This window comes from Cedecea neteri NBRC 105707 = ATCC 33855, from assembly GCF_001571265.1.
Taxonomy (GTDB): Bacteria; Pseudomonadota; Gammaproteobacteria; order Enterobacterales; family Enterobacteriaceae; genus Cedecea; species Cedecea neteri.
On sequence record NZ_BCTL01000052.1, the window covers coordinates 1 to 17,604 of the forward strand.

The 17,604-nt window shown below is 56.5% G+C and carries 18 protein-coding genes; 4 read left to right on the plus strand and 14 right to left on the minus strand.

The genetic code is table 11. The features are described 5' to 3' along the window. A partial coding sequence (locus CNE01S_RS25855) for an RHS repeat-associated core domain-containing protein (protein WP_255212431.1) occupies window positions 1-853 on the plus strand: 853 nt, incomplete at its 5' end. Between the two features lie 56 nt (window positions 854-909). Here CNE01S_RS25855 and CNE01S_RS19745 read toward each other — a convergent pair. The 9 genes from CNE01S_RS19745 to CNE01S_RS19785 all read right to left on the minus strand — a co-directional run bounded on the left by CNE01S_RS19745 (window position 910) and on the right by CNE01S_RS19785 (window position 9,702). Continuing rightward, a complete protein-coding gene (locus tag CNE01S_RS19745) occupies window positions 910-2,001 on the minus strand; it encodes an alkylhydroperoxidase domain protein (RefSeq protein ID WP_061277920.1) in 1,092 nt (363 codons plus the stop codon). Next, window positions 1,998-3,044: a putative FMN-dependent luciferase-like monooxygenase gene (locus tag CNE01S_RS19750; RefSeq protein ID WP_061277921.1), complete on the minus strand. Its 1,047-nt coding sequence runs from the start codon at window positions 3,042-3,044 to the stop codon at window positions 1,998-2,000. Before CNE01S_RS19750 ends, CNE01S_RS19745 begins: the two co-directional genes overlap by 4 nt. Next, the gene (locus CNE01S_RS19755) at window positions 3,041-4,660 is read right to left on the minus strand and encodes a dipeptide ABC transporter ATP-binding protein (protein ID WP_061277922.1); all 1,620 of its coding nucleotides are present in this window, start codon (window positions 4,658-4,660) and stop codon (window positions 3,041-3,043) included. The genes CNE01S_RS19750 and CNE01S_RS19755 overlap by 4 nt, the downstream gene beginning before the upstream one ends. Further along, complete coding sequence (locus CNE01S_RS19760; RefSeq protein ID WP_061277923.1) at window positions 4,657-5,517, minus strand: ABC transporter permease; 861 nt, start codon at window positions 5,515-5,517, stop codon at window positions 4,657-4,659. Before CNE01S_RS19760 ends, CNE01S_RS19755 begins: the two co-directional genes overlap by 4 nt. Continuing rightward, window positions 5,514-6,458 (minus strand): ABC transporter permease, encoded by a 945-nt coding sequence (locus CNE01S_RS19765; RefSeq protein ID WP_061277924.1) that lies wholly within the window; start codon window positions 6,456-6,458, stop codon window positions 5,514-5,516. The genes CNE01S_RS19760 and CNE01S_RS19765 overlap by 4 nt, the downstream gene beginning before the upstream one ends. A 9-nt stretch (window positions 6,459-6,467) precedes the next feature. Beyond that, window positions 6,468-8,093 (minus strand): TIGR04028 family ABC transporter substrate-binding protein, encoded by a 1,626-nt coding sequence (locus tag CNE01S_RS19770; RefSeq protein WP_061277925.1) that lies wholly within the window; start codon window positions 8,091-8,093, stop codon window positions 6,468-6,470. A 118-nt stretch (window positions 8,094-8,211) separates the two neighbouring features. Next, window positions 8,212-8,451, minus strand: a complete 240-nt coding sequence (locus CNE01S_RS19775) for a DUF2554 family protein (RefSeq protein WP_061277926.1) — start codon at window positions 8,449-8,451, stop codon at window positions 8,212-8,214. 268 nt (window positions 8,452-8,719) lie between these two features. Then, window positions 8,720-9,043 carry an AzlD domain-containing protein gene (locus CNE01S_RS19780; RefSeq protein ID WP_061277927.1) on the minus strand — a complete coding sequence of 108 codons (324 nt, stop codon included), beginning with the start codon at window positions 9,041-9,043 and terminating at the stop codon, window positions 8,720-8,722. Next, a complete protein-coding gene (locus CNE01S_RS19785; protein ID WP_039306238.1) occupies window positions 9,043-9,702 on the minus strand; it encodes an AzlC family ABC transporter permease in 660 nt (219 codons plus the stop codon). Before CNE01S_RS19785 ends, CNE01S_RS19780 begins: the two co-directional genes overlap by 1 nt. A 106-nt stretch (window positions 9,703-9,808) precedes the next feature. On the opposite strand from CNE01S_RS19785, the gene CNE01S_RS19790 reads away from it, so the two are divergent. Next, a complete protein-coding gene (locus CNE01S_RS19790; RefSeq protein WP_008461431.1) occupies window positions 9,809-10,357 on the plus strand; it encodes a helix-turn-helix domain-containing protein in 549 nt (182 codons plus the stop codon). A 40-nt stretch (window positions 10,358-10,397) separates the two neighbouring features. On the opposite strand, the gene CNE01S_RS19795 is transcribed toward CNE01S_RS19790, so the two are convergent. Further along, on the minus strand, window positions 10,398-10,727 hold the full coding sequence (locus CNE01S_RS19795; protein ID WP_039293274.1) for an SMR family transporter: 330 nt from the start codon (window positions 10,725-10,727) through the stop codon (window positions 10,398-10,400). Window positions 10,728-11,037: 310 nt separating this feature from the next. On the opposite strand from CNE01S_RS19795, the gene CNE01S_RS19800 reads away from it, so the two are divergent. Both CNE01S_RS19800 and CNE01S_RS19805 read left to right on the plus strand, forming a co-directional pair. Next, window positions 11,038-13,266: a glycosyl transferase family protein gene (locus CNE01S_RS19800; protein WP_061277928.1), complete on the plus strand. Its 2,229-nt coding sequence runs from the start codon at window positions 11,038-11,040 to the stop codon at window positions 13,264-13,266. Then, window positions 13,263-14,177, plus strand: a complete 915-nt coding sequence (locus CNE01S_RS19805; protein WP_082763252.1) for a tetratricopeptide repeat protein — start codon at window positions 13,263-13,265, stop codon at window positions 14,175-14,177. Before CNE01S_RS19800 ends, CNE01S_RS19805 begins: the two co-directional genes overlap by 4 nt. Window positions 14,178-14,279: 102 nt before the next feature. Here CNE01S_RS19805 and CNE01S_RS24710 read toward each other — a convergent pair whose 3' ends face one another. The 4 genes from CNE01S_RS24710 to CNE01S_RS24715 all read right to left on the minus strand — a co-directional run bounded on the left by CNE01S_RS24710 (window position 14,280) and on the right by CNE01S_RS24715 (window position 17,349). Then, a complete protein-coding gene (locus CNE01S_RS24710) occupies window positions 14,280-14,402 on the minus strand; it encodes a DUF2474 domain-containing protein (RefSeq protein WP_071842737.1) in 123 nt (40 codons plus the stop codon). Beyond that, window positions 14,402-15,415 carry a cytochrome d ubiquinol oxidase subunit II gene (gene cydB, locus CNE01S_RS19810; protein ID WP_061277929.1) on the minus strand — a complete coding sequence of 338 codons (1,014 nt, stop codon included), beginning with the start codon at window positions 15,413-15,415 and terminating at the stop codon, window positions 14,402-14,404. Before cydB ends, CNE01S_RS24710 begins: the two co-directional genes overlap by 1 nt. After that, window positions 15,415-16,809 carry a cytochrome ubiquinol oxidase subunit I gene (locus CNE01S_RS19815; protein ID WP_061277930.1) on the minus strand — a complete coding sequence of 465 codons (1,395 nt, stop codon included), beginning with the start codon at window positions 16,807-16,809 and terminating at the stop codon, window positions 15,415-15,417. The genes cydB and CNE01S_RS19815 overlap by 1 nt, the downstream gene beginning before the upstream one ends. A gap of 183 nt (window positions 16,810-16,992) precedes the next feature. Continuing rightward, window positions 16,993-17,349: a hypothetical protein gene (locus tag CNE01S_RS24715; RefSeq protein ID WP_072279185.1), complete on the minus strand. Its 357-nt coding sequence runs from the start codon at window positions 17,347-17,349 to the stop codon at window positions 16,993-16,995. Between the last annotated feature and the right edge of the window lie 255 nt (window positions 17,350-17,604).

Genomic DNA, 17,604 nt, shown 5'->3' on the forward strand with positions numbered 1-17,604 from the left:
CGGCTACCGTTATTACCAGCCGTGGGCGGGCCGCTGGCTGAGCGCTGATCCGGCGGGCACGGTGGACGGGCTGAATCTGTTCCGGATGGTGCGAAACAATCCCGTTTCTCTGCGAGATGAGAATGGTCTGGCCCCAGACGAACCTTATCAAATTAACGACGAAAGAATTGAGTATGAAAGAAAGGTTGCCCTAAACGTGCTTGATATTGCGATAGAAAAAATGCAACAGAAGAATCTCGACAAAGATACCAAAGAAAAAATCAGAGCCATATTTGAAGGGAGTTCGAGCCGGAAAAAAATCAAAACCTCAAGATTCAAAAATGAGCTTCTGGCGAACTTTGAACATATGCGGGACAAACTGGCGACTAGCCCTACTGTTTACGATCCTAAAATGAATCCTAAAGAAGCTCAAGCCTTTATCCGTAATGGGCAACCAATGTTCTTCTTCACCAGCTCTTATTTTATTACCAGTGGTTACGTTGAAAATGTGGTGACCTTGATGCATGAAAGTTCACATGTTTTTGGGGTTCAACGGAATGACGCCTTCCAGGAAATATATACAGGAACATTCGGGCGTCATGCACAAGATTATGTTTATGCCGACAGGCCTGGGCATATGGAGGACTCTGCCTCAGACTACGTTAAGGCCGCAATAACTTCATTCCAACGTTTTCATAATGAAATTAAGGATGAAACTTACCGAAACAAAGTCACTGAAAAGAGTCGCCTCAAGTTGAGTAGATTGAAAACTGCCCTGCATAATGCCGATCATTTGGCAATAACGGCATTGAGTTTGGGTGGCAAAAACGTTGATCGGCTGCTGGCAAAACATCCGAGCAGATCTATGCAGTAGCCGTGTGTTGTTCCCCCGCCTCTTCAGGTGGGGGATTTTCCTTTCAACATTATCTCTCAGTTAAACGGCTCGCCCAACGTCAGCATCAGACGGTTTGCCCAGGCGAAAAAGGCCGTGGACTGCACCAAATCCAGCAGCTCAAGCTCGCTTAATCCCAGTTCCCTCAGAGCGTGTATCTGTTGAGCATTGGCGCTTGCCGGGGTGGCGGATAACGCCGCTGAAAAGTTAATTTCCGCCTGCCAGCGGGGGGACTGCCCGTCGCTCAGCGTCCCGCCAGGTTCGATGGCAAGCAGACGTTCGATGGCTTCGTTATGTTTTGAAAGCTGGCTGGCCTTACGGGCGTGAACAGAGGCGCAGTAAATGCAGCCGTTTACCTTGCTGGCAACGGTGGCGGCAAGTTCGCGCTCGGCGCGGGGCAAACCGCCTGGCGTATAAAAAATCCCTTTGTCGGTAAGGGTACGCTGCTCCAGCACCAGCAGGTTGCGCCCCAGCAGGCGAAAATAATCGGAGTCCTGGTGCCCGAAACGCTTGAGCGTTTCTTGCTGTTCCGGGCCGTATTCCGCATAAGGCAGGGCGGCTATCCACGGTTCCCAGTTAAGCTCGGCCTGGGTAAACGCCACCGGGGCGGATTTGCCGCTGGCGGTTAACGGCTGGCGGTGCCACTCTCCGGCGGCGGGAATGCGCACCTGCTCGCCGTCTACCGGCTGGCTGCCAATCAGGCGCAGCCCGCGCAGCAGGCGGCTCTGAAAGGCCACGAAGCCAATAATTTGTGACAGTGTCACCACTTCTTCTTCGCTAAAGCCCACCTGAATCAGGGCCTGAACGTCCTGCGGGCCCGCCTGCACCGGCTGGAAACTCAGTCTTTCAGCATGATCGAGCAGAGTGCTAAAGCGCTCGCTGGCGGGTTGGCCAGCCAGACGCTGGGTGTAATGGTCCGTGAGCCGGGCATCGTCGTGCCATTCCGCCACTCGTCTGCCGAGATGAAGCCTTTCCACTAATGTCAGCCCACTTGCGTTGCTTTCGCCGAAAAGCGCCTCATAGCTGCCCTGGGCGTGGACTGTGGCGGCTTCGCGGATTTCCCGCGCTTCTGCAAGCGCGGTGCCGGGAATTATGTCCGCCAGATGATTGAGCAAATCCGAATGACTCATAATGACTCCTTAGACAATGACGAGGTAGAGGTTGGGCGGGCGCTGCTGCGAACCCAGCCAAGCGCCGGGGCAACCTGCTGCGCGAGCAGTTCGATGGAACGCAAAATGTAGGCGTGCGGCGGATCGATGGAATGCACCTGGAACGAAAGATCGGTCACGCGCTGGAGCGTTCTGTCGCGGAGCAGGGAGGCAATAACCTGCTGCGGCGTGCCCAGGTGAACGTCAAACGAAGCAATATGGCTATCCAGCGTATCGCCCAAAACCGGATGCCCCTGCGCCCGGTGCTGTTCTGCCTGCTGGCGCAGCCCTTTGGCCGCGAGCTGCCTGGCCAGTTCGCCGTCGTCGGTGACAAAACCGGTTCTTGAGCCCAGGATGCGAGGCTCAATGCCTTCGGGCAAGGCGTCCAGATAGGCATCGATGATCGGGTTTTGAATCTCATCCAGCGGGGTATCCAGCGCGTCGACCGGACGAGGTTGAGTGCGGGAAAGCATCAGCCCGTCACCTGCTTTTCCTGCCCGCGCGCCGCCATCGACGGAAAACGTTGCCTGCCAGATGCGATTTTTTAGCTGCGGGGAGGCCGGGTAAAGGTGGTTATCCGTGCCCGCAAGCGGCTCATCGCTCAGGGCCGAACGCAGCAGCGCGAGATTGTCTGCGTAAATTTTTCCCCTTTCCGCGCTTTGCAGACCAAAAGCCGGGAAAGAACCCGGCGTGCCGCCAGAACCGACGCCAAGATCAAAGCGTCCGCCGCTGAGCAAATCCAGCACAACCGCGTCCTCTGCCACGCGCAGCGCGGACTCCATCGGCAGGGTAATAATGCCTGTGCCAAGCCGTATGCGCCGGGTGTGCGCCGCCACGTGGCTCAGAAAAACCAGCGGAGCAGGCAGGCCGCCTTCGGCTTCGTGAAAGTGGTGCTGTGCGACCCAGGCGGCGTCAAAGCCGTGCCATTCGGCGTGAATAATTTGTTCCGTTGCCAGTCGATAGCGTTCGGCGGCCGGGGCGTGGTCAAGCAGGCGAGTAAAAAAGCCCAGTCGTTTGAAGGTCATGCAACGTCCTTATGGCCGGAGCCAATATCGGGAATAGCGTTAAGCAACTGCCAGGTGTAATCGCTGGCCGGGGCGTTAAATACGTCGGCAATTGGGCCGTTATCCACCAGCTCACCGGCGCGCAAAACGGAAACGCTGTGCGCCAGCTGGCGGACGGTGGCGAGATCGTGCGAGATAAACAGGTAAGTCAGGCCGAGCTGCCGCTGCAAGTCGTCGAGCAGACGTAAAATTTGCGCCTGCACCGTCACATCCAGCGCGGAGGTGGCTTCATCCAGCACCAGAATTTGCGGCTGCAGAATCAGCGCGCGGGCAATCGCCACGCGCTGCCGCTGCCCGCCGGAAAGTTCGCGAGGTTTGCGGGTCAACGCCTCCAGCGGGAGCGCCACGCGTTCGGTAATCGCTTCTACTTTGGCGCGCCGCTCGGCCTTCGACAGTTTGCCGAAGTTAAGCAGCGGCTCTTCGATAATGCGAAAGAGCGTCTGGCTCGGATCCAGCGAGGCGAAAGGGTTCTGATACACCAGCTGAATTTTTTGCCGGAGCTGACGGCGCGCTTCCGGGCTGAGATCGGTGGTGTCGATGCCGTCAATCAGCACTTGCCCACTATCCGGTTTCTGGAAGCCAAGCAGAATACGCGCCAGCGTCGATTTACCCGACCCGGACTCGCCAACCAGCGCGTGGGTGGTGCCTTTGGCCACGGTAAATGAAACGTCGTCCAGCGCCCGCAGCGTCTGGTCGCTGCCTTTTCCCAGGGAGAAGTGCTGGCTTAGGTTACGAATTTCGATGGACGCCGTTTGCGGGGCGCGTAAAGGCCAGGCCCGCAGCGTGCGCGACAGCCCAGGCGCATCTGCAAACAGCTGGCGGGTATAAGGATTCTTAGGGTGCTTCACCACTTCAGCGGTTGGGCCTGACTCCTGGATTCGCCCGTCGCGGAACACCAGAATACGGTCGGAACGCTGGGCGGCCAGCGCCAGGTCGTGCGTAACGAACAGCACCGCCGTACCGGATTCACGACGCAGGGTATCCAGCAAATCGAGAATGCGCTTCTGTACCGTAACGTCCAGGGCGCTGGTCGGCTCATCGGCAATAATTAGCGCGGGTTTAAGCGCGATAGCCATGGCGATCAGCACCCGCTGTTTCATCCCGCCGGAAAGCTGATGTGGGTATTGGTTGGCCCGCTGTGTAGGGTGGCTGAGCCCCACTTTTTCGAGCAGCGTAACCACCTGGCTTTCCCGCTCGGCTCCGGGCAGGCGGGTATGAAGCTTCAGCACCTCGGCCACCTGCTGGCCGATGGTTTTTACAGGATTTAACGAACTGCCAGGATCCTGCGGGATCAGGCTGATGCTGGCCCCGCGCAGGGCGTCGAGCTGGCGTTCTGACCAGCGGCTGATGGCCTCCCCATTGAGCTGGATTACGCCAGATTCGATAATGCCGTTTTCACCCAGCAGCCCAATAATCGACTGGGCGAGGGTTGTTTTCCCCGATCCTGATTCACCGACTATCGCCAGCACTTCTCCAGCGTGCAGGCTAAAGGAGGCGTTGTGCACCACGCGTTTGTTACCGCCGCGCTGGCGCCAGGCGATGCTCAGATCGGTGATTTTCAATAGCGGCGTACTCATGACGACCTCCGGGCAAAATGGTGGCTAACGCGGTTGACGGCCAACACCACGGCCACGACTACAACGCCTGGGAACGTGGATAGCCACCAGGCTGTTGCCAGGTAGTTCCGGCCTTCGGCAATCAGTAAGCCCCATTCCGGGGTCGGCGGCGGGGTGCCGTAACCCAGAAAACTCAGCGTAGACAGCGCCAGAATAGCGGAGCCGAACTGCAGTGCGGCAAAGGCGAACACCGAGGTCAGCGCGTTCGGCAAAATATGCCGCCAAAGCACCTGCAGGAATGTGCCGCCGCTGCCGACGGCGGCTTCGACGTAATCGCTATGGCGGATGCGAACCACTTCCGCACGGGCCAGGCGGGTAAAGTTGGCAATCGACGTAATCCCGACGGCGATGGCCGCATTCACCGTGCCGAAACCAAGCAGAATAATAACGCTGAGCGACAGCAGCAGGCCGGGGATTGCCAGCAGTACGTCGACGCCGCGCATTAGCGCGTGTTCAGTCTTGCCGCCGGTTGCCCCGGCCAGGACGCCAAGTGTGGTGCCGACTACCAGGCCAAGCACTACGGCCACCAGCGCGCCGGAAAGCGAGTGAGATGCCCCCCAGACAATGCGTGCGTAGAGATCGCGCCCAAGCTGGTCGGTGCCCAGCCAGTGCCCGGCCTGGGGGGCAAGACGCTGCGCACCCGGCACGCCTTCGGTAGGGCTCCACTGAGTAAACAGCGACGGGAACAGCGCCCAAAGCGCGACGATAATCAGCGTGCACCAGGCCAGCCAAAGCCCGGGCTGAATGTTAGCGCGAAAGCCGGAGAACCGGCGCTCCGTCCTTCGCGGCAGCGGGGTATTGATATCAACGGTCGTCATGCGGTTACTCCCCGAATAGACTTAAGGCGCGGATCGAGCAGGGGATAAATCACATCCACCAGTAGGTTAATGACCACGAAGCTCAGGGCGGAAATCATCACCACCGCCTGCAACACGGCGACGTCCTGATTATTCACCGCCCGCTGAGTCAGCTGTCCCAGGCCGTTAAGGCCAAAAACAGTTTCGGTGATAAGCGCCCCGGCAATCAGTTCACCCAACAGCAAACCGGCCACCGTTAGCACCGGCAGCAGGGCGTTGCGGGCGACGTGTCGCCACAGGACACCTGCCCGGCTGCCGCCTTTTGCGCGGGCAACGGCGACGTACGGCTGAGTCAGCACCTGGTCGATGTTTCGCATCAGCAACTGGGCCAGTGGGGCGCTAATGGGCACCGCAAGCGTGGCGACCGGCAAAATCAGCCCCTGCCAGAAACCGGGGTTGATCACCGGAATTAGCCGCCACTGGAAGGAAAAAAGTTGGATTAGCGCAATGCCGAGCCAGAAGGTCGGTACGGCGATGAACAGAGCCGGAAGATTGGCAAATACCGTTCGAAGCCAGCGAAGCGGTGCGAGCGTAGAGGCCGCTGAAATGCTCACGGCGAGAATAATGGCGGCGGCAAACCCCAGCCCGGCCAGGCGGAGCGTCGAGGGAAGATTGGCGGCAATCAGCTGGCTGACGGACACGCCAGCCTCGATGGAGTAGCCAAACTCCCCGCGCAGCATATGGCCTAGCGTCGTCAAATATTGCTGCCAAAGCGGGGTGCTTTCGCCGTAGATCACCCGCATCTCCTGAATTTGCGCGGCGCTAAGCCCGAGATCCGGGTTCTGGAATTTGATCAGGACGGCATCGCCCGGCAAGAGTTGCAGAAGAATGAACGACACGCTATAGGCCGCCCACAGTACTAGCAACGCCTGGGCAGCACGCCCGGCCAGATAACGTGTCATGGCTGCTCCTTAGTGTTTTTCAAGCCAGGCGGCGTAGAACGAAGGGCGGCCTACGGCTTCAAACGCCACGCCTTTTAGCCACGGTGCACCGGCAAAGACCTGCGGCTCTTCAAAAATTGGGATCACGTAGGCCTGGTCAATCAGATAGCGCTGGGCATCTCCCGCCAGCGCCAGGCGTTTCTGCGGATCGACTTCGGAAGAGATCCCTACGAGCAGGGCATTCAGCTTGTCGTCGCTAAACTGCGAGGTAGCGCTGAGGCCGCCTTTTTGCAGCAGGGCATCACGGTTGGCCGGGTGGAACTGGCTTTTAATCACATCCGGATCGGCGCGGCCCACTTCGATAACGTTAACCCCGGTTTTCTGCGGATTGTTGGTATCCAGCACCCGGCTACCGGCATCTCCGGCACGCACGCTGAGGCCCACGCCTATTTGCTTCCATTGCTGGGCTACCAGCTGAAGCACTTCTTTGTTCTGCGGCTGCGGCAGAGATTCGTAGATGGTCAGCGCCAGCGGTTTGCCGTCTTTCTGGCGAATGCCGTTGCTGCCTTTTTGCCAGCCAGCTTCATCGAGCAGCTTGTTTGCCAGCGCCGGGTCGTATTTCAGCTTATCGCGCAGGTCAACATAGCCGGCTGCCGTGCTGGCAATCACCGACGTAGCCACCGGATAGTTGGCGGAGAAGAGAGTGTCAACAACCTGCTGCGCGTTGGTGCCGTGCAGCAGCGCCTGGCGAACTTTAACGTCGGCTACCAGCGGGTTATCCGGGCGCAGCGCAATGCCGTCGTTCACGCCACGGGTGGGGGCCGCGTAGATAGGGAACTTCTGGTCGGTGGCCTGCTTCTCATCGTAGGCCTGTACCTGGCGAATAAAATCGGCCTGTCCCGCCAGCAGCGCACCTATGCGTACGCTGTCTTCCGGCGTGACCAGAATCTTGATGCCGTCGAGGTTGGCTGGCCCCTGCTGCGGACTGTTTTTCGGCCCCCATTGATAGTCTTTACGGGCGACTAAATCCACTTCGCGGCCCAGGGTTTCGTTTTGCACCACGAACGGGCCGGAGCCGATGATATTGCGGGCATCGCCCAGCTCATCAAAGGTACGGGCCAGCGTTTTCAGGGAAACCAGGCCGGAGCCGATGGTTGCCGTGCCCTGTAAAAAGCCCGGAGAGGGTTTTTTAAAGAAGAATTTCACGGTCAGCGGGTCAACAACCTCACTATGATCGTAGTTGTTGATGACTTCGGAAACCGGCAGGCGCAGGGCTTTATTGCCCAGGCCATAGGTATCAAAGTTTTTGGCTACCGCGTTGGCGTCCAGTGGAGTGCCGTCGGAGAACGTCACGCCAGGGCGAAGCTTGAAGGTGTATTCGGTTTTGTCGGCATTGCTGGTCCAGGATTCGGCAATCCACGGCTCAACTTCCAGCGTTTTAGGGTTCTGCCAGGTCAGTTTGTCGGTGATTTGGTTCAGGATCCCGCCGTTGGGGTAGAAGCCCCCGGCCGGAGGATAAAGGTTGGTGTGAGCCTGTTGTTCCAGGTAGACCAATTCCCCGCCTTTAACCGGGGCGGCGCTGGTGCTGAAAGCAGCAAAGGCTGCTGCTAATGCCAGCCCGCGAGCGATAGCGGTCTGGCGAGGCGATGATGACATGGTGTTATCCTTTATTGTTTGGTTGTTAGCGGCGCCCGCAGCGCCTTGAAACTCATAACAACTCAGGCAATAAAGGATGAGAACGAAGAAAATCTACTAACGATTGTTGAAAATCGACTTAACGCAAATAGGTGGCTGGCCGTCTGTGGGTGACCGCATGATGGTGTTCGCGGAAATCATCAGCGGAATCTTCTGCCGCCTGGCGAAGTTCATCGCTGTCTGCCTGGTGGCTAAGCTGAATATCGATATCTTTCACCACGAAGTATTCATGTCCGTGGCGCTCGGCCAGGGTCTGGCCGGAGAAAAGGGCGGTCACAATTAATAACAGGATAATGTTCAGCTGGTTTTTTATTGCCATCTTGCCACGCCTCGTGTGTGTTTTTTTTAGTCGTAAGGTGCTGCCTGTTTTCCCCCTCTCCCCAAAGGGGATAGGGCTGGGGTGAGGGGCTTTCCAGCTTCAGCACGGAACGTGGCTACTCTAGCGATAATCCCGGCGCGGAACTATTCGACTTATCAAAAGTGAGTTAAAGGTTTGTCAGCAAGGTAAAAACGGGCAAGGAAGATGTTTTGTTGCGCTGTGGTTAACATGATGTATGCAGGGAGGCCGCCGTAAAGGCGGCAGCCCATTAGTGAATACCGGCCAGACGCAGGAGCGCCGTCACCAGCGCGGCGGCGATGATCACGAAGATTAGCGGTACTTTGCGCCAGGCGAGGAACACCGCCACGGCCACGCCTGCAAACCTGGCGTATCCTGCGAAATGAGAGCCTTCAAAAAAGGTGGTTGCCAGCGCCACCGAAAACAGCAGGGTTGTTGCCCCGTCGTTAAGCAGCTTTTGTGCACGGTCGGAGAGCGCCAGCTTGCTGCCGAGCTTTGCGCCGCTAAAGCGCATCAGCCAGGTGCCTGCTGAAAGTACGGCCAGTCCGGCAAGCACTGTAAATGTATTGGTCATTATTTTTTCCTCGCCAGCAGGCCTAACATTGAAAGCAGCACCGGCAGCCCGACGGGGGCGAAAGGCGTGGCGGCAAGTGAAATGGCGGCCCCGGTTGAGGCGCGAACCAGGGTCGTACGGCTTTTAAAGGCCGGGATCACCAGCGCCAGCAAAATCGCCGGGAAAACCGCGTCCAGCCCGATAACCTCCGGGGAGGGAAGCAGGCTGCCCACGCCTGCGCCGAGCAGGGTACCTGCGGGCCAGAAGAGCGCGACGCCCGCCCCGCAGAGCCAGTAGGCGGCTTTGCGTTTTTCAGGCGTGGCCTGTGACAGGCCGAAAACGACGCTCTCGTCGTTCATGATATGGCAGCCCAGCAGGCTTAGCAGGCGCGTGCCCACCAGTTCCCGCACGGCGACGCCAAACGGAATATGCCTGGCGTTGACCAGCAGGCCAGCCATCGCGGCCGCAAAAGGATTACCGCCGCTGGCGATAATGCCGATAAACATAAATTCGGATGCTCCTGCCAGCACCACAAAAGAGGCCAGAACCGGCAGCCAGAGGGGAAAGCCGTATGCCATCGCAAGGGAGCCGTAGGACACGCCCACGACGCCGACGGCAAGGCAGACCAGAAATATCGCTTTTTTGGTGTCCCCGGGCAGGGTGCGGAGATGTTCACGCATCATCTAATGGTTTCCATATCGAACGAAATCGCCATTATAATGACCGCAATCTGTTACCATATCAAGCGAACGAATCGTTCATTTTACCGAACAGTGGGGGAGTTTTATGACTCAGCCAATAGACACCATCGCCAAAAGTCTGGTGCGGGAACGCGGGCGTACAGGGCTGTCGCTGGCGGAAGTGGCCCGCAGGGCCGGCATTGCAAAATCCACGCTCTCGCAGCTGGAAGCGGGAAACGGTAATCCTAGCCTGGAAACGCTTTGGGCGCTGTGCGTGGCGCTGAATATTCCGTTTGCCACGCTGCTGGAGCCGCAAAGTGCCAGAACGCAGATTATTCGCCGGGGCGAAGGCAGCCGCATTGCCGCCGAACAGGCAAATTATGTGGCTATTTTGCTGGCAACCTGCCCGCCGGGTGTGCGTCGGGATATCTATCTGGTGGAGGCTCAACCCGGAACGCCGAGGCTGTCGGAACCGCATCCGCCGGGGTCGGTGGAGCATATGATTGTGACGCAGGGGCGGGCGCTGGTCGGCCTGACGGAGTCTGCTGCTGAGCTGGGCGTTGGGGACTATATTTGTTACCCGGCAGATCAGCCGCATATTTTTCGCGCGCTGGAGCCGGACACAATGGCCATCATGGTGGCGGAGCAGAATTAACGACGGACGCGGGCTGCCTTTTTAAGACAGCCCGTTTTCATTAATGGGCAACGGATTTGGAGAAGAGATTAATCACCAGTACGCCAAGAATAATCAGCGCCATACCCGCCAGCGCCGGCCAGTCAAGCTTCTGCCCCAGGAAAAGCCAGCCAATCATGCCTATCAAGACTATCCCGGCACCCGACCAGATCGCATAAATGATCCCGGTTGGGATAGTGCGCATGGTGATAGACAGCGCATAAAACGCCACGCCATAGAACAGAATCGTCACGACGCTGGGCCACAGGCGGCTGAAACCATCGGAAAGTTTTAACGCAGTGGTAGCAATCACTTCGGCGACGATTGCGAGAATAAGCCAGCTATAGGTCATGTTCGATTTTATCCAGTGGTAAACGGCAGTTGCGGAGCGCTATTTTGACCTGGCGGCCTCGTTTTCGAAAGACGGCAAAGCAAAAAGGCTCCCCCATCCTGCTTGATGTGTATGGGCTGTTTAATTTGTTAATTTCAGAGTCTTTCACTGGTTTAAAAGTTAATTGCCAGTTTATTTGCGGTTTAAATTAAAAATAAATGAAGTATTGCGCTTTATCAGAATATTCTGTTCCCCTATGATACTGGTAACATTTTTGGTGGCGACGAAAAACCGCGGTCAGATAAACGGCAACTAACCTCTGGAGTGAGGCATGGACGGGTGGGTGGATTACTTTTCGAGCTATCTTTATGGGGTCAAAGTAATCGCGATAGGTTTGTCTATTCTGATATTTATCAGTGGAATAGATGACCTTTTTATTGATGCTGTGTATTGGCTGCGTCGCCTGTGGCGCGCCTGTACCGTCTATCGTCAACATCCGCATATCAGCCGCAAGACGTTGCCTCAGCTCCAGGAAAAACCGTTAGCAATATTGGTGCCAGCCTGGCATGAGACGGGCGTGGTAGGCAAAATGACCCGCCTTGCGGCGACGTCGATTGACTACGAAAACTACCATATTTTTATTGGCGTCTACCCGAACGATGCCACAACCCAACGCGACGTCGAAGACGTTTGCGCCCGTTTTCCCAACGTGCATAAAGTCGTTTGCGCCCGGCCTGGCCCAACGAGCAAAGCTGACTGTCTGAACAACATCCTGGATGCCGTTTTCCAGTTTGAGCGCAACGCCTGTTTTAGCTTTTCCGGCTTTGTCCTCCATGATGCGGAGGATGTTATCTCGCCGCTTGAGCTGCGCCTGTTTAACTCGCTTGTCGACCGCTACGACCTCATTCAGCTGCCTGTTTACCCGCTTGAGCGAAGCTGGAAGCACTTCACCAGCCTGAGTTATCTGGACGAGTATTCCGAACTGCAGGGTAAAGATGTGCCCGTCCGTGAAGTCCTGGCGGGGCAAGTGCCCAGCGCTGGCGTAGGAACCTGTTTTAGTCGCCGGGCCGTGCTTGCTTTGCTTGCCGACGGTGAGGGCCGGGCTTTCGACGCACAAAGCCTGAGCGAAGAGTACGACATCAGTTTCCGCCTGCGAAAAAAAGGCATGACGGAGACTTTCTGCCGGTTTCAGGTGGTGGACGATGCCGATGAGCGGAAGAGGCCGTTTGGCGCACGACGGCGAATGGCTAATGTGGTTTGCGTCCGTGAATATTTCCCGGATACGTTTCGCGAGGCGGTACGGCAGAAATCACGCTGGATCATCGGCACTGTCTTCCAGGGGTTCAAAACCCACCGCTGGACGTCGAGCTGGAGGCTAAATTATTTCCTTTGGCGAGACAGGAAAAGTGGCCTGGTAAATTTTGTGGGTTTTGGCGTGATGCTGATAGCGATTCAGCTGGGGGGGCTAGGGATATATGAGCATACCGTGGATGACGCCTGGCAATTCATGTCGATTTTTTGCTGTGACGAATGGTTCGTCATCCTGCTGTGGATCAACCTTGGCCTGATGGCCAACCGCATTCTGCAGCGTATTATTTTCGTCACCGGTTTTTACGGACTCAGGCAGGGATTGCTCAGTATTCCGCGGCTATTTTGGGGGGCACTGATCAATTTTATGGCTAATTGCCGTGCTATCCGCCAGGTGCTCCTGCACGGCGATCCGCGCCGTGTGGCCTGGGATAAAACCCGGCATGACTTTCCTCATGTGCTGCCCCGGAACCCGGCCCTGCGCCCGTTGGGTGAAATACTGATGGCACACGGCATGATTAGCCAGGCTCAGTTGGATGAGGCCATACAGCAGCACATTCCAGGCCTGAAGCTTGGCGGACGTTTACTGAGAAGTGGTGTTATCAACGTGCTGCAACTTGCCCAGGCGCTGGCAGAACAGGCTGGTGTACCCATGGAGCGCATGGATTGCCGCTGCCTCGATAAGCGACTCATCGCTGAGTTACCTTCCGGGGTGGCACGTCATTACGCCGTATTGCCGCTACGAGAAGAGCCAGACAGGTTGGTTCTCGCCAGTGAAAGCCTGCTGGATCCCGTTTCGCTGGCAGCGCTGGCACGTAAGATTGGCCGACCTGTGCGCTATGTTATCGTGCCTCGTGGTGAGGTTGTGGTGGGGCTAAGACACGGATATGGCGAAGCGCAAAATACTGAGCAATTTGCGTTGCTTTCCAGAGCGGCAGCAGCGGGAATGCTGAGCCCGAAGCGGGCAGAAGCGCTATGGCACGAGTATGTCTCCGGGCAAATCTTGTTTGCGGAAGTACTGATCACCGAAAGCTATCTGGATGCGGCCGTGCTGAAAGCCGTTCTGCTGCGCTATGAGCGCAGCGACATGCAATTTGGCGATTTTCTGGTGCAGGAAGGCGTCGTCGGGCAGTCCGCGGTCGATCACGCGCTGGAACAGCAGAAAAAACTGCAGCCTTCGTTGAGCGGGCTGATGCACACCGCCGGGCTGAGCAGCTTGCAAATCTCCAGCCTTATTGGAGAATTATCGTGAGGCCGTGTCTGAAATGGCTGATGGCGCTGGCCTGTGGCCTGATGATTGCCGGATACGCGCTGGCGACGACGGAAGGTTCCAGGGATGACCTCGGGTTAAGTGATTACCGCTACTTTAAAGTTTATCCGCATATCACAAGGGCGAAAAAAGCGCTTCTCTCCAATAACGAGCCGCAGGCGATCGACAGTTTTCAGCATGCCCACAAACTGGCGCCGGAAAGTATCCGACTGACGCTCTGGCTTGCTGAAGCCTATATCCATTTCAACCACAACGATAAAGCGATTGCGCTATTAAGCGAACAGTTACGTAAAACGCCCGGCAATGCGCAGATCCGTCAGACGCTTGATGCTATTCCACAACCGGAAAAAAAAATCACCACCCGCGAACAGCTTCTGGCGCTTGATGAAGAATGTGCGGGTTCTCCGTCGGTGGTGTGCCGGGCCGAGGTCGGCAACTATGCCGTCAGGTTGGGGGCGTTGGATATCGCCTTGCAGCAGCTTAATGATGAAGTGCTGCGCACCTCGTCACAGGGCCAGACGTTGATTAACCGTTTGACCCAGCGGGCTATTGACCTGCAAAAATGGCACTTTGCTGACCGGGGATTTGCGATGCACGATCGGCTGGCAACGTTGAGCGAGGAGCAGTATCAGCAGTGGTTCGCTATTTTGCTGCACCTGGGGCGCGACCGGCGTATTCTCGATCTTCAGCGGCAAGGCGTGATGAACTCCCCCGGCATGCAGTTGGCCTATGCTCAGTCCCTGGCCGAAAGAAAAGCCTACCCGGCATTGAGTGCTTATCTTGCCAGCCATCATCCCCGGTTTACCTCTGAGGCTGAAAAGCGCAATTGGCGAGACTTGAAGGCGAAATGGCGCGGTATGAAAGCGGCAGAGCGCTATTTCGGGGAACGGTAATTAACTAAAAAGGTCCTTTATTAAGGGCCGCTCAGTGTGGGGTTATGGCGCATTAATGGGAAAGGGAGGAATATTCCCTTCCCCGGCGTACGGTTCAGATAACTAAGATTTAAAGCCTGCTGCGGTCATCAGCAGGCGAAATCCCATCCCTACTGCGGCCAGCGCGAATACGCTGGCGCTCCATAAAATAACCATCCACATGACGCGTTTAGCGGTTTCTTTCATCAGTGGTACCCCTCGCCATGCTGCACCTTCCCGCGGAACACGTAATAGCTCCAGAAGGTGTAAACCAGGATTATCGGAATAATAAACAGCGCGCCTACCAACATAAAGCCCTGACTTTGCGGCGGCGCGGCGGCCTGCCACAGCGTAATGCCGGGCGGGATGATGTTTGGCCAGATGCTGATGCCCAGCCCGCTAAAGCCCAGGAAAATCAGCCCCAGCGTCAGCACAAACGGCGTGGCGTGCAGGCTGTTCGTCGACCGAACGCTACGCCAAAGCCACAGGCTGAACAGCACCACAAGCAGCGGAACCGGCAGCAGGAACAGCAGATTTGGCAGGGTGAACCAGCGTTCAGCAATGTTCGGGTGGCGAAGCGGTGTCCAGAGGCTAATCACCGCGATGACCACCAAAAGTGCCAGCAGTAACGCCGGGGTGAGGCTCCGCATCCGCCTTTGCAGAGGATCTTCGCTTTTCATCACCAGCCAGGTGGCGCCCAGCAAAGCGTAGGCAATGACCAGACCCAGGCCGCAGAACAGGTTGAACGGCGTCAACCAGTCGAGCTGGCTGCCGGCAAACTGGCGACCGGTCACTGAGAAACCAGAAATGACCGCGCCCACGGCAATGCCCTGGCAAAACGTCGCCAGAATCGATCCCCCCAAAAACGCGTTGTCCCAGAAAGGGCGGTGCGCCGGCGTGGCCTTAAAGCGGAACTCGAAGGCGACGCCGCGAAAAATCAGCCCCACCAGCATCAGGGTGAGCGGGATAGTCAGGGCGTCGACGATAACCGCATACGCCAGTGGGAAAGCACCAAACAAAGCAGCCCCGCCCAGCACCAGCCAGGTTTCGTTCTCGTCCCAGACCGGGGCTACGCTGTTGACCATCACATCGCGGTCTTCAACCCCGCGAATAAACGGAAACAGAATGCCAATGCCCAGATCAAAACCGTCCATCACGATATACATCAGGGTGGCGAAGACGATAATCACAAACCAAATAACGGATAAATCGATGCCCATTAGCGCGTCTCCTCAAGTGATTCAGCAACCGCAGACAGCGGACGGGACGGTGTTCCTTCAGCGGGATGGTCGTCAAACGGCTGAGGGCCTTTTTTGATTAGCCGGATCATGTAGCCGTAGCCGACGCCAAATACCGACATGTACACCACAAAGAAAGCGGCGAGGCTGAGACTCATTTGCAGCGTACCGTGGGCAGAAACGGCATCTTTGGTTCGCAGCAGGCCGTAAACCACCCACGGTTGGCGGCCAACCTCCGTCGTTATCCACCCGGCGAGAATAGCAATCAGCCCCGATGGCCCCATCCACAGCGCAAAGCGCAGGAACGGGCGGCTCTCAAACAGCCGGTTGCGGTAGCGAAGCCACAGGCTGGCGACGCCAAGCAAGATCATCAACATGCCTAAGCCGGCCATCACGCGAAACGACCAAAAGACAATCGGCGAGTTAGGGCGGTCTTCTTTGGGGAACTCTTTTAGGGCAGGCACCTGTTTATCCAGGCTGTGGGTGAGGATAAGGCTGCCCAGCATCGGGATCTCCAGGCCAAAGCGGGTGCGTTCCTGCTCCATGTCCGGCAGGCCGAACAGCAGCAGCGGCGTTGGCTCACCGGGACGGTTTTCCCAGTGCCCTTCAATGGCGGCGATTTTAGCCGGCTGATGCTTGAGCGTATTGAGGCCGTGCATGTCGCCGATCATCGCCTGGACAGGCGCGACGATAACCGCCATCCACAGGGCCATTGAAAACATGGTGCGAATGGCCGGTGTACCGTTGCCGCGCAGCAGATGCCAGGCGGCAGAAGCCCCAACGAAAAAGGCGCTGCTCAGGAACGCCGCCACCGACATATGCAGCAGGCGATAAGGGAAAGAGGGGTTAAAGACCACCGCCAGCCAGTCAACCGGGACGACCTGGCCGTTGTGGATCTCAAAGCCCTGCGGAGTTTGCATCCAGCTGTTTGAGGCGAGGATCCAGAAAGTGGAGATGATGGTGCCGAGCGCCACCATACAGGTGGCGAAGAAGTGCAGGCCTGGGCCAACACGGTTCCAGCCGAACAGCATCACGCCAAGAAATCCGGCTTCAAGGAAGAAGGCCGTCAGCACTTCGTAGGTCAGCAGCGGGCCGGTGATGCTGCCGGCGAACTGGGAAAACCCGCTCCAGTTGGTGCCAAACTGGTAGGCCATCACCAGCCCGGAGACCACGCCCATGCCAAAGTTGACGGCGAAAATCTTCGACCAGAAGTGGTACAGCGAGCGGTAAACCGGGTTTTTAGATTTGAGCCAAAGTCCCTCAAGTACCGCGAGGTAGCTGGCAAGCCCGATGGTGATAGCAGGAAAAATAATGTGGAAGGAGACAGTGAAAGCAAACTGAATCCTCGCCAGGTGAAAAGCGTCTAAACCGAACATGCAGAACTCCGCATAGCAAATTATTCGGCTCGATTGTAGGCCGCGCCACGTCTGGGTTGTAGAAACAGACTGGCGGGAAAAAGGGATAACAGTTGGCAGCTGTGAATGAAATTTGGAATTCTGAGGAGCCGGGTGGCTCCTCAGAATGTTTAACTTACCCATCCTATAGCTGGGTTTTGAATATTACTGACACCCTTCAGGACAAGCCCATCGACGTGTATTTCCACTAGGCTGATCTGGGTGAATACTATTCTCTGGCGGGGTAAAGTCGTGGTAGTTCTGGCACTCTTTCTCATAGGCAGCTTTGGCCGAGCTGGCATATGAATATTTGAAATGATTGCACTTAGGATGATTACCGATATGTGATTGCAGTCGAGTACAAACGTCAGAGTCTGAACGACCCACATAGCAAACTATGAACGTGTTTTTGTCCATATAGCCAAGAGCATAGTTGCCTGCTGATGTGGATGTAACTTGTTTGCCAATTTCGTCACGGGTAAAGGCATAAGGGCCAGACATGTTTAATGTTTTACTTGTCATTTCTCGAAGTCCATATTAAACGCCATGATTAGTGCCTCTATTAAATTGCCACTGTGAAACGCCATTTCAACTTTGCAGTGATGTTTTAATGATATTTGTCATTAAAGTGCTTGTTTTATTAAAGAGGTTATTTTTTGTTCGCCGTTAAAAGTTGAATGGAATATCATCTATTGTATTTGTTGTATCTATGGGTTTGAGTTGTAATTTAATTTATTTGTATATATTTATCATGGTTATTAAATGTATCCACTCGTC